Raw genomic sequence first — 12,211 nt, forward strand, 5'->3', positions numbered from 1 at the left:
TGACCCTTAGTTGTTTAATTGGCATAAACGGGTATTTTACCGCAAAGCGCGCAGTTGCTCCACCAACAACTGCACTGAAGTACGTCCGCGAAAATGATTCAGTTGTGGTTTATAGACAAGTTCGACCCACTGACACTGATGATTGGGCCACTGCTCAATATCGCAATAAAACGATATGGCATCGAAAATACCGCCTTCGGGGCTTTGAACGACAAGCTTGAGATGCTTTTCCCCCACAATGCGCTGCTGCAGTATCCGAAACTCGCCATCAAAAATAGGTTCTGGAAACTTTTGTCCCCAAGGTCCAAAACGTTCGAGTTGCTGAATAAATTCAACCGTTAATTGCTCATCGGATAACTGGCCATCGGACCAGATAACGGGTTGTACAACCTCATCAGTCAGCCAATCAGCTGCCGCTTGCGACACTGCGCTTTGAAAGGTGTTTAGTTGTGCTTCGGCTAAAGACAGTCCAGCGGCCATCGCATGACCGCCAAAACGTTCAATTACATCGGGATATTGAGTGTCCACACGCTCAAGCAGGTCGCGAATATGTACACCATCAATTGAGCGCGCGGAGCCTTTTAAATGAGTATCACTTTCTTTAGCAAACACGATTACCGGACGATGGGTTCGCTCCTTTACACGCCCTGCGACGATACCAATTACCCCGCTATGCCATTGTTCGTTATAGAGCACAATGACATTCGGCAGCTGACCTTGATTATCGAGCTGAAGCTGACTCACAATGGACTCAGCCTCAGCTTTCATGTCCGCCTCAATTTCCCGTCGCTGTTTATTCAAGTCACATAATGTTTGAGCAAGCTGTTGCGCGCGCTCAGACGACGCCAGTAAACATTCGATACCCAGGCTGATATCATCAAGGCGCCCCGCGGCATTTATACGAGGCCCTATGGCAAATCCCAAGTCACTCGCTTGTAACTTTGCAATATCGCGACCACTTTGCTCAATTAATGCGCGTATGCCGGCGCGACACTGACCTACTTTAATACGATTGAGGCCTTGCTGAACCAAAATACGGTTGTTTTTATCGAGCGGCACCACGTCGGCAACGGTACCTAAGGCCACCAAGTCAAGAAAGTCTGCTAAATTGGGTGTCTGCTCACCCGTTTCGCGCAATCGTGCGCGTAATGCCGCCAATAGATAAAATGCAACGCCGACACCGGCTAACGCTTTGCTCGGAAACTCACAGCCGGGTTGATTAGGATTGACTATCGCAGCCGCTGGCGGTAATGACGCAGGGGCTAAATGATGATCGGTAATGACTAACTTGATTCCTAATTCGGCGGCGCGTATTGCCGCATCATGTGCGGCAATACCATTATCGACCGTGAGTATCAGCCCCACCTGTTGCTCGGCTAGCTGCTCAACAATCGCTGCTGAAAGGCCATACCCCTCAGTCATTCGATTCGGCACGCGATAAGTGACTTTGGTGAAACCTAACTGCGGTAGAGCGGACATCAACAATGCGGTACTGGTTGCACCATCCGCGTCAAAGTCACCACAGATGACAATCGCTTCATTGTGTTCACGTGCCTCGAGCATCGCTTCACATGCCGCATCAATACCTCGCAACTGAGAAAAATGCGCCATACCCTGCAAACGAAGATCGAGTTGTTCGGGTCGAGTAACCCCTCGATGCGCTAAAATTTGTCGAATGGTCGCAGGCCAGTCCGCTGGTAGCTGTTCGGCGAAGTGATCCGGATAACGCTTAACTACTTTGAACGTCATAACTCGTTATCAGCTTTAATTTCATCAATGATTGCATCTGCTGTCCGCATTCCGGGCAACATACGACCGCTCGGTAAAACTACGGCGGGCGTTCCTGTTACACCCAGCATTTGTCCTAGCTGGTAGTGTTCAGCGACGGGATTATCGCATAAGGTAGTGGCGCGGATCGCTTGATCATTGAATAGTGATGACAACGCTTTGCCGCTATCTTTTGCACACCAAGCTTGCTGTAATTCGCGTCCGCCCTTCGAGGCTAGGCCACCCCGCGGAAATGCCAAATACTGAATAGTAATGCCTTTATCAAGATAACTTCCCAAATTGTGATGCAATTTCCGACAATAGCCACAGGTTGTATCGGTAAAAATAGTAATGGCATACTGTTGCTTAGATGATGGATAAACAATCATTTCATCTTGGTGTTCAGCCACTTTTTCTTTTCGCAATGCCTTTAATGCCTGCTCAGTTTCATTCAAAGGTGCGCCCTCACCCAACTGATACAGGTTACCGACTAGCAAGTGTTCACCATCAGCGGTCATATAAACGATTCCCTGATTAGTGGACAGCTCATACAGACCATCAATGCCCGCTGGCTTTATAGTTGAGATCTCGACACCCAAACGTTCCAATTTACTCACGTCTGGCTGTTGCTCAGCCAGCGCATTGACTGACAAAAACAAGAACGACACCGCAACGGCGCTAAGACTAGGAAACAACTTCATATTGACCTCGATTATCCTCGTGGATGGAACGTTGCATGCATTTGCTGCAAGCGCTCTTTTGCTACTTGTGTATAAATTTGTGTTGTTGACAGATCGCTATGCCCTAGCAACATTTGCAGTACCCTCAAGTCAGCGCCATGATTAAGCAAGTGAGTAGCAAACGCATGACGCAGTGTATGAGGCGACAAATGGCTATTGATCTGGGCCTGTTCGGCATAGGTTCGGATCCGATACCAAAAAGCTTGCCGCGTTAACAACGTCCCTCGCTGAGTAATAAACACCCAACCCGACTGACGCTCGCTGAGGACTGGACGACCCGACTTCATATACCGCGATAGCCATTCGATAGCTTCCTCACCCAACGGCACTAACCGTTCTTTATCACCTTTACCGACAACGCGCACCAAGCCTTGTGCCAATGAGACTTGGTCATATTGTAACCGGACCAATTCCGTTACTCGCAAACCGGTTGCGTACAATACTTCGAGCATCGCTCTATCGCGCAAACCAATGGGCGTATCGACATCAGGTGCATCTAATAGGGACAACACATCGGATTCAGTCAGTGAGTGAGGTACTGCGGGGCTCATTTTAGGACGTTTAAGCTTAGCGATCGGATCGGTGACAAACCAGCCTGACTTTAGGGCGTATGGCGTCAGCTTTTTCATAGCACTCAAAAATCGTGATGTACTCCGCGGTGACAGACCCTGAGAGCGACGCCAAAGCAAATAATCTTGCACGACCGTAGATGTTACCTGATGAAGACCCAACCTGTGTTGTGCCAAAAACTCGCAAAACTTCTTTAAGTCACTGCGGTAAGCTGCTTGCGTATTCTCACTCACACCGTGAGCAAGCCATAAATGCTCAACAAATTGCTCAATACGCTCTGCATCTTGTGGATGAATTTTCATGCCCATTCTTGTACTGACAACTGGAAAGATGTCAGCTTACATGAGAGGTTGCTGATCTTCTATACCCATTGACTGCAAAACATCGTACAAACGAGATGGGTTGGAGCGTCGCTGCGGCTGTTGCTTGACGAGCTTGCTACGTTGACGACGCTGTCTCGTTTGCCAATCCAAGTTTGCAATGAGTTCCAATGGCAGACGATTGGGCGACGCGTCTAAGACAAGAGGTTGCGGATTCAAGGCATCAACAAGGCGCTGCTGGGTCAGCTCAGAAGCATCGTTATAAACGCCAGCCGGCAATTTATAATGACCGCCAGCATCCAGTGGGCGTGGTCGTGCAGCACCAATCCTTCGTTGCCAGTTTGGCTCGGGTGGTGTCATCCCTTCAACGGCAGGCCTATCACTCAGCGCCGATACCCAGTAAGCAAAAGTCGCGGCAAAACCGTCATTGATTGCTTCGTTGGCAAACGACTCTGCTGTTTTAACAAAGGAATCCAATTGTGGTTCTCGTACCACTTGCATTGCTAACTCCGCTGACTGACATATCAGTCATATCGGCAAAGTACGAGAAACAATGAGTTTTTTTAGTTTACCCTTTACAACAGAGTTCAGGTTGCTATCATACGCGCTCTTCTGATGGAGGGGTTCCCGAGCGGTCAAAGGGATCAGACTGTAAATCTGACGGCTCAGCCTTCGCAGGTTCGAATCCTGCCCCCTCCACCACTTCTTCTTATTAAGCGTTCATATCCAATACTATTTTTCCAAACGTTCGATTTTCGCGCATGTAGTCCATCGCTTCATTCACATCCGTTGCTGGCACCACTTGATCAATCATTGGCATAACGCGACGCGCATTGAATGCGTCTCCAAATTCCGCCCACAATTCACTCAAAATGGCTCCCTTGCGTTCAGCGGAGAGTGCTCGGAGCGTTGAGCCGATGATACGTTGTCGCTTGATTAGCATTCGTCCAAAGTCGACCTGGCCCTCACGTCCCCCCATTAAACCGATTAGCACGATGCGACCTTCGGTATTTAAAAAGCGTTGGTCTCGGGCAATAGAGTCACCGCCGATGGGATTCAATATCACGTCAACACCTTCTTTCTCTATAGCGTTCCAGTCTCGCTCATGATGTCGATTTATCGACAAACTCGCGCCCAGCTTTTGACAAAAAGTTTGCTTTTCGTCAGTTCCTACCACCGCGACCGTACTAATTCCTTTCTCTTTGCATAATTGAAGCAGGGATGTGCCAACTCCTCCCGCTGCCGCATGCACCAGCACTCGGTCTGACGGTTTAACACGCGCCAATTGAAAGACATTGAGATATGCGGTCGCGAAAGTTTCCAACCAACCTGCTCCTTGCGCTTTCGACCACCCTTGAGGTAGCGGGAGTACTTGTTGTTGATCAACAATGACGTGCTGGGCATAGCCCCCAGCGGCAAGCAAAGCGCAGACATCGTCCCCCACTGCAAAAGTATCCACTTGATCGCCAACAGCGACAATCTGACCACAACACTCGAGCCCGGGAATGTCTGACGCTCCCGGCGGAGGTGGATAGGCTCCTGCGACCTGCATTAGATCAGCGCGATTGATACCCGCATGGCTAATTTTAATTTTTACTTGGTGAGCACTGAGTTCCTTTGATAGCTCCGCTTCATTCCACTCAATTTGCCCTTCTTTAATGGATGCTACTCTCATAATTTACTTATTTCCCTTTAAATTGCGCGTTAAACCGAGTAGAGACTTAACATAATTTATGTTTGACAGTATGCTGTCATTAATTCTTCTATTAGTGTCTACGGTATGAGCGAAGTACTGGATTTATCGGAAAAACGTGTCCTAATCATTGAGGATCAAAAAGCCTTTCAAGTCATGTTGAAGGGGCTTTTGATTAATCTCGGTGCAAAAGAAGTCGACGCTAAACGAACCGGTGAAGCGGGCATTGCAGCCTATGCACGCCGGCCCTACGACATTATGTTGGTCGACTACAATTTAGGCCGAGGAAAAAACGGTCGCCAAGTGCTCGAGGAGTTACGGCAGCGCGGTATGCTTAAGCCTGAAACGCTATTTTTTATCATCACTGGCGACAACACGCGACCGATGGTACTCAGTGCACTTGAGCTTCAGCCCGACGACTACCTAACAAAACCGTTTTCACACCGCGTTCTACATGCGCGTTTATTAAGAGCTTATAAACGCAGAATGTGGCTAAGAGATGTATTCAAAACATTGTTTAATAAAGACTATCAGCAGTGTATTACCGCTTGTCAAAAACATATCGACGCACAAAGTCGCTATGCCAACTACTGTCAAAAATTACAAATTGAACTGTTTAATAAAACAGGTCAACTTGAGGCCGCTGATGCCGCGATTGCCCGTTTATTGGAAGAAGGTGGTCAGAGTTGGGCAAGTTTAAAGCTGGCTGAAACGCGTTTACTTCAGCAACGCCCTGATGATGCACTCGAACTGTTAAACATTGTTATTAAAAAAATGCCGAATGCGATTGAAGCGCACGATCTGAGAACGCGCTGTCACCTCAGCAAGGCGGCGCTCGATGATGCCCTCGATAGTGCCCGCATGGCCATTTCTATGGCGCCGTTCTCGATCGAGCGGCAGACCCTACTAGCACGCATCGCACGTGATTCAGAGAATTACGAAATAGCCAAGCAAGCGATGAACAATGTACTGCAAATCGCCCGTACTTCGGTTCATCGTAACGTGCAACATCTGTGTAATTACCTACGTTCCATCTTAGATGCCGCCGAGCATGCGGAAACGCGCCAGCAAGTAGCGAAATATCAAACTGAAGCGACCATGGAATTGCAGCGTGCGCGCTACGATGAAAACCTCGTTTATTCAGATATCGCTTTTGAAACGATCGAGTCCGTATTACTGTCACGCATCGACGCTTTCAACGGACGCTTACGCGAAGCTCAAGACAGACTTAACCAAATTTTTGGTGTTGATCTAGCAGCAGGCCACTCGTTGCCTGAGGAAGTAAGCTTCGATATCGTCGCTATTTTGATGGATTTAGGTGAATTTGAAAAAGCGGATGACATTATGAAGCAGTATCAACAGCTGTTCTCCGTTGATGAATACACTGACCGTCTGTTAAAAGATCGAGTAAAACGATCTGAACAACGTCGCAGTCAATTCCGACAGCTACATGAACGCGGCATCAAAGAATATGAAGAGCGCTTTTATAAGGAAGCACTCAACAGTTTCCGAGAAGCACTAAAAGTAGCTCCTCTCAACAGCGGCGCCGCTCTTAACTTTATACAGGCTGCTGTTCGATATTGTGCCGAAGCAAACTCGAATAAAGAAATTGGCTTCTTGAAAAAAGAATGCCTCTCATGTTTACGTACGCTACAAGGTTTAACGTTAACCGATTCACATGCCGCTCGTTACGAGCAGCTGATTAAACAAACTGCTCGTTTTAACCTTAGCTAAGCCTCGGTCAGCCTTCCCTGTTGGTAATCACGAATAGCTTGCTCTATCTCCTGTGTCGTATTCATGACAAAGGGACCATATTGGCTGATAGGTTCACCTATTGCATCTCCCAACAACAACATAACGCCGGAGCCTTGCTCCCCATGAATAATACTGGTGTTCAATGGGCCGTCGAAGACCACAAGCTCGCCTCGTTCAACTTGCTCACCGTCAAGCGTAATCGAGCCTTGATACACATATAGCAATTGCGTTGTGTAGGCCATGATATCCAGTTTTTCGCTGCTGGCTTCAGAAAAACGTAAGTCAGCAACTAAAAAACGCTGTTCAGGTAAATTTACCGGTCCTTCTTGCTCGCCATAACGACCCGCGATCAATCGCAACATACTTTGCTGAAGATGAACTTCTGGAATGACATCTGCTTTGTAGTCGAACCATTCGGGCGCATCCATCTTAAATTTGGCAGGTAGGTTTATCCATAATTGAAACCCCCACATAAGACCTTCTGTTTGCTTGGGCATTTCAGCATGGATAATTCCTCGAGCCGCTTTCATCCACTGCACACCTCCCGCTCCAACAAGCCCTTTGTTGCCGACCGAGTCTTCATGAGCCATTTCACCCGCCAGCATATAAGTTAACGTACAAAAACCACGGTGAGGGTGTGGTGGAAAACCAGCAATATAATCATCGGGATCGTCTGAGCGAAATTCGTCCAGCATTAAAAACGGGTCCTGATGTTTAAAGCCAGGCTGATTGATAATGCGAGATAGCTTAACACCCGCTCCGTCTTGCGCCGCTATCCCCTTAACGCGTTTTAATACACCCATGACCCACTCCTTAGAATGATAACTCAGGACCCACTGGTACAATCTGAGTGGGATTAATCGTTTTATGGCTACCATAATAATGGCGCTTAATATGATCCATTACCACCGTTTCTGAAACGCCCGGGTAGTGAAACAAACGGCTCAAATAGTCACGCATCCGTGGATAATCACTGATGCGGTATTTATTAGCTTTGAAGTGGCCAAAATAGACGGCATCAAAACGTACTAGCGTGGTAAACAATCGCCAATCTGCTTCGGTGAGTTGGTCGCCAACTAAGTAATCACGTCCGTCTAGGCGCTCTTCAACCCATTCTAAGGCGTCAAATAACGCTTTGAACGCCTCTTCATACGCACGCTGTTCGGTCGCAAAGCCACATTTATAAACACCGTTATTTATATCGTGATAAACGCGTTCATTGACTTCATCAATTTCCTGTTGCAGATGGTCGGGATAAAAATCGAGCTCATTTCCAGTTAAATCATTAAACGCGGAGTTAAAGATACGTATGATCTCTGCCGACTCATTATTTACGATAGTTTCCTGTTGTTTATCCCATAACACAGGCACAGTGACACGGCCGGAGTAGTTCGGATCAGCTTTCAGATATAATTGGTACAGAAAGTCCGACTGATAGAGCGGATCGTTAAGCGGAGCAGCTGAAAACTCCCAACCATTTTCTAGCATCAAAGGATGAACAACTGAGACATCAATATGTTGCTCAAGTCCTTTAAGTTTTCTAAAAATTAGAGCTCTATGAGCCCAAGGGCATGCGTAGGATACAAACAGATGATAGCGACCCGACTCTGGCAAGAAAGGGCCCCCCTGCTCGATACTGTTACGAAACTGTGACTCACTTCTAACGAAACGTCCACCATGCTTTTTGGTGTCGTACCACTTATCATGCCACTCACCATCAACTAACAAACCCATTATTGATCTCCTATTTATCAACTACAGTGATAATAGAACATATTTTTTAGGATTATTAGCGAAGATTTTCCGTGATTACATTCGATTTTCTAGAAGATCTGAAATCACATTCGCTGCCACATCGCTCGCTGACTGATCGAGTTGTTGATGAATACGATCAAACTCAGCGACTAGCGCTTGGTTGTTTTCATCGATTAACTGCTCCATGTGTGCGACGATCCGTTCAACCGTTGCATCACTTTGCGCCAACTCTGGAACGATAGCCCGATTCGCAAGTAGGTTGGGTAAAGAGAAGAAAGGCGCATGAAAAAGCCGTTTAATAATTTGATAAGAAAGCCAAGCAAAACGATAAGCAACGACCATCGGACGCTTGATTAATAACGCCTCTAGCGCCACCGTTCCTGATGTGAGCAGTAGATAATCGCACGCCCCCATTACTTCTCTACTATGTCCGAGACACACTTCGACATCGGTCTGCATGTCATTATCTTCTAGCAGAGCAGTAAACTCATCCGCACGCGCCTGATTGACCATTGGAGCAATAAACTTTAACTCGGGATGGGTCTTTTTTAGTGCCTTACAGACCTGTAAAAATGTCGGCGCCATACGCGCTAACTCGCCTTTGCGACTCCCCGGTAGTAAGCCCACATATTGACCTAACTCGGGGTACCCCAGTTGTCGTCTTGCGGCGGCTTTATTCGTTTCTCGGGGAATAGCATCAGCCAACGGATGTCCAACAAAGGTCGCGGACAATCCATGCTCATCATAGAACTGCTTTTCAAACGGAAGCAGGCACAACACGTGATCAACAGCCTTTTTAATCCCTTTAATCCGACCTTCTCGCCACGCCCAAACCGATGGACTGACATAATGAACGGTTTTAATACCTACGTCTTTGAGTCTTTTTTCAATCGTAAGGTTAAAATCTGGGGAATCAATTCCAATAAAAATATCTGGCTGTTGCTGACGTAAAAACGTGACGAGCTGCTTACGATGCTTTAATAACTTAGGTAAGTGCCGAAGGACTTCAGCCACGCCCATGATAGATAGGTCCTCCATGGGAAAAAAAGAGCGAAGCCCCTCACTTTCCATAAGAGGCCCCCCAACACCCACGAATTCAATATTTGCATAGCGTGATTTTAACGCCGCCATGAGGCCCGCACCCAAAATATCTCCTGAGTGCTCACCAGCGACCAAAGCAACTTTCACGGACATCACTGGTTTTTCCATTAGGGGCGAATAATGCCTCTTTGAGAGCGCTTAACGAATTCAATAAACTCGTCGAGTTTCGGCTCTTCAAGTGCACTAATTTGCTCTAACGCCTCGTCTACCGTTAAACTCGAGCGATATAACAATTTATAAGCGCGACGAATATTACGGATTTCATGCTCACTAAATTGCCGGCGCTTTAATCCCTCTGAATTTATTGTACGAGGACGCGCATTATGTCCTTGTGCCATAATAAAGGGTGGAATATCTTGTACAACGATTGAGTTGACGGCTGCAAACGCGTGCGAGCCAATATGGCAAAACTGGTGTACCCCTGTTAAGCCACCCAGAATGACTTGATCGCCAACGTGAACGTGACCTGCTAACGTCACTAAATTGGCAAAAATGTTGTCATTACCAATGATGCAGTCGTGCGCCACATGGACATACGCCATAAACAGGTTTCGATCACCAATACGGGTGATACCCTCATCTTGAACTGTGCCACGATGAATTGTCACTGATTCTCGGATAACGTTATCGTCGCCAATCACTAGTTGTGTCGGCTCGCCAGCGTATTTTTTATCTTGGCAGTCCTCACCCACGCTGGCAAACTGATAAATCGTATTTCGTGCACCAATTTTCGTAGGGCCTTTAATCACCACATGCGAACGAATGTCGCAATCATCACCTATTTCTACGTCAGGACCAATGAATGTCCACGGCCCAACAGAGACATTAGCGCCGAGTTTAGCAGACGAATCTATAATTGCCGTTTCGTGGATCACTAGACTTCCCTTCTCGCGCAAATGATGTCTGCACACGCGGCCAATTCACCTTCAACTTCAGCGCGGCCTGAAAACTTCCAAATACCACGACGCTCTTTTTCAAACGTTACGTGAAAGTGAATCGTATCGCCGGGAATAACTTGCCGTTTAAAACGCGCATTATCGATACCAGCAAACAAGTATAAATCGTTTGCAGTCGATTTTTGCTCAGTGATGCGGAATCCTAGCAGTCCCGCTGCTTGCGCTAAGCCTTCAAGTAATAAGACCCCTGGAAAAATTGGATTACCCGGAAAATGGCCGTTAAACATCGGCTCATTGAAACTCACATTTTTAATTGCATGAATCTCTTTCTCGCAATCACAAGAAATTACACGATCAATCAATAAAAATGGATAGCGGTGTGGCAGTAAGTCGAGTACACCTTGAATATCAAATCCAGAGTCAGTGGCTTTCAACATCCTCTCCCTTTACTTAATTTTTTGCAGTTCTTGCTCGATACCTTTTACACGTTTGAAAAGGTCATCTAACTGACGATAACGCGCTCCGTTTCTGCGCCACTCGCGATGACTGGCTGCTGGGATACCCGAAGCATAAACGCCAGGTTCATTGATTTCTTTAATGACCATGGCAAAACCCATAATTTGCACATCATCACAAATACTGATGTGACCATTAATGGCTGATGCACCGCCGATCATACAACGTTTACCAATACGACAGCTTCCCGCCAATACGGTACAACCCGCGATGGCCGTATTTTCATCAATAAATACGTTGTGTGCAATTTGGCACTGGTTGTCAATAATACAGCCGTTACTTATCACTGTATCGTCTAACGCGCCTCTATCGACTGTGGTACTTGCGCCAATTTCAACATCGTTGCCGATGATCACACGGCCAATTTGAGGTATTTTAAGCCATTGACCATTTTCGGGTGCCCAACCAAATCCGTCTGCGCCAATCACTGCCCCCGAATGGATATTACATTGAGCGCCGATAACACAACGATGGTAAATGTGCACACCTGACCAAATTCGAGTATTTTCCCCGATACTCACTTCAGGTCCGATGTGAGCATGCGACCCTATCGCCACATTATCACCAATCACTGCGCCCGCCTCAATCACAACGTACTCGCCTAAAGCAACATTGCTACCAAGCTTAGCTGTGGGATGTACGCGCGCAGTCTCGGCGACGCCCTCGGCTGGTGCCGGGGTAGTATCGAGGCGTTGAGCAATTTTGGCAAAAGCGGCATAGGGATTGTTGACTACGATGGCATTTATCGCAGGCGTGTCTTCTACATCTTTCGGTGAGAGTATAACTGCGCCCGCATGACTTGATTCAAGCTGGCTTTTGTAGCGACTGTTGGCCAAAAAAGCTATTTGCGTCGCAGACGCAGACTGCAACGTTCCTATGCCAGTAACAACAAGGTTCGCGTCGCCGCGAACCTCACCATCAACATACTCTGCTAACTGCTTTAAAGAGTATTCTGTCATTGATTAGTTACCTGAATTGCCGCTCATACGCTCAACAACTTTTGAAGACAAATCATTATCAGACTTCATGAACGCAACTGCGTTACTTTGCAATACCAAATCATAATCACCGGCTTCAGCAACGGCATTAATGGCATTC

Annotated in this window: 12 protein-coding genes and 1 tRNA gene; 2 read left to right on the plus strand and 11 right to left on the minus strand. The window is 47.1% G+C overall.

Features of this window, described 5'->3' with window-relative positions; translation table 11 throughout:
- Positions 1 to 36: 36 nt before the first annotated feature.
- The 4 genes from recJ to OS145_RS09090 are packed head-to-tail and all read right to left on the minus strand — an operon-like array spanning position 37 to position 3,898.
- Positions 37 to 1,749 (minus strand): single-stranded-DNA-specific exonuclease RecJ, encoded by a 1,713-nt coding sequence (recJ, locus tag OS145_RS09075; RefSeq protein ID WP_006956088.1) that lies wholly within the window; start codon positions 1,747 to 1,749, stop codon positions 37 to 39.
- Entirely contained in the window at positions 1,746 to 2,468 is a 723-nt protein-coding gene (locus OS145_RS09080) for a thioredoxin fold domain-containing protein (protein ID WP_006956089.1), read from the minus strand. The genes recJ and OS145_RS09080 overlap by 4 nt, the downstream gene beginning before the upstream one ends.
- Positions 2,469 to 2,479: 11 nt before the next feature.
- Entirely contained in the window at positions 2,480 to 3,385 is a 906-nt protein-coding gene (gene xerD / locus OS145_RS09085; protein WP_006956090.1) for a site-specific tyrosine recombinase XerD, read from the minus strand.
- 30 nt (positions 3,386 to 3,415) lie between these two features.
- Complete coding sequence (locus OS145_RS09090; RefSeq protein ID WP_006956091.1) at positions 3,416 to 3,898, minus strand: VC2046/SO_2500 family protein; 483 nt, start codon at positions 3,896 to 3,898, stop codon at positions 3,416 to 3,418.
- A gap of 116 nt (positions 3,899 to 4,014) precedes the next feature.
- On the opposite strand from OS145_RS09090, the gene OS145_RS09095 reads away from it, so the two are divergent.
- Positions 4,015 to 4,099: transfer RNA gene (locus tag OS145_RS09095), tRNA-Tyr, on the plus strand.
- A gap of 10 nt (positions 4,100 to 4,109) precedes the next feature.
- On the opposite strand, the gene OS145_RS09100 is transcribed toward OS145_RS09095, so the two are convergent.
- Positions 4,110 to 5,072 (minus strand): NAD(P)H-quinone oxidoreductase, encoded by a 963-nt coding sequence (locus OS145_RS09100; protein WP_006956092.1) that lies wholly within the window; start codon positions 5,070 to 5,072, stop codon positions 4,110 to 4,112.
- Between the two features lie 105 nt (positions 5,073 to 5,177).
- On the opposite strand from OS145_RS09100, the gene OS145_RS09105 reads away from it, so the two are divergent.
- Entirely contained in the window at positions 5,178 to 6,824 is a 1,647-nt protein-coding gene (locus OS145_RS09105) for a response regulator (RefSeq protein WP_006956093.1), read from the plus strand.
- On the opposite strand, the gene OS145_RS09110 is transcribed toward OS145_RS09105, so the two are convergent.
- From OS145_RS09110 to lpxD, 6 genes are all read right to left on the minus strand, one after another.
- On the minus strand, positions 6,821 to 7,648 hold the full coding sequence (locus OS145_RS09110) for a pirin family protein (protein WP_006956094.1): 828 nt from the start codon (positions 7,646 to 7,648) through the stop codon (positions 6,821 to 6,823). The genes OS145_RS09105 and OS145_RS09110 overlap by 4 nt on opposite strands.
- 10 nt (positions 7,649 to 7,658) lie before the next feature.
- On the minus strand, positions 7,659 to 8,579 hold the full coding sequence (locus OS145_RS09115; protein ID WP_006956095.1) for a glutathione S-transferase family protein: 921 nt from the start codon (positions 8,577 to 8,579) through the stop codon (positions 7,659 to 7,661).
- Positions 8,580 to 8,654: 75 nt separating this feature from the next.
- On the minus strand, positions 8,655 to 9,794 hold the full coding sequence (gene lpxB, locus OS145_RS09120; RefSeq protein ID WP_040488060.1) for a lipid-A-disaccharide synthase: 1,140 nt from the start codon (positions 9,792 to 9,794) through the stop codon (positions 8,655 to 8,657).
- Positions 9,795 to 9,808: 14 nt separating this feature from the next.
- Positions 9,809 to 10,576, minus strand: a complete 768-nt coding sequence (gene lpxA, locus OS145_RS09125) for an acyl-ACP--UDP-N-acetylglucosamine O-acyltransferase (protein WP_006956097.1) — start codon at positions 10,574 to 10,576, stop codon at positions 9,809 to 9,811.
- Positions 10,576 to 11,034 (minus strand): 3-hydroxyacyl-ACP dehydratase FabZ, encoded by a 459-nt coding sequence (fabZ, locus tag OS145_RS09130; RefSeq protein WP_006956098.1) that lies wholly within the window; start codon positions 11,032 to 11,034, stop codon positions 10,576 to 10,578. Before fabZ ends, lpxA begins: the two co-directional genes overlap by 1 nt.
- Positions 11,035 to 11,043: 9 nt before the next feature.
- Entirely contained in the window at positions 11,044 to 12,072 is a 1,029-nt protein-coding gene (gene lpxD, locus OS145_RS09135) for a UDP-3-O-(3-hydroxymyristoyl)glucosamine N-acyltransferase (RefSeq protein ID WP_006956099.1), read from the minus strand.
- Positions 12,073 to 12,211: the final 139 nt, after the last annotated feature.

Source organism: Idiomarina baltica OS145 (assembly GCF_000152885.1).
GTDB classification, from domain to species: domain Bacteria; phylum Pseudomonadota; class Gammaproteobacteria; order Enterobacterales; family Alteromonadaceae; genus Idiomarina; species Idiomarina baltica.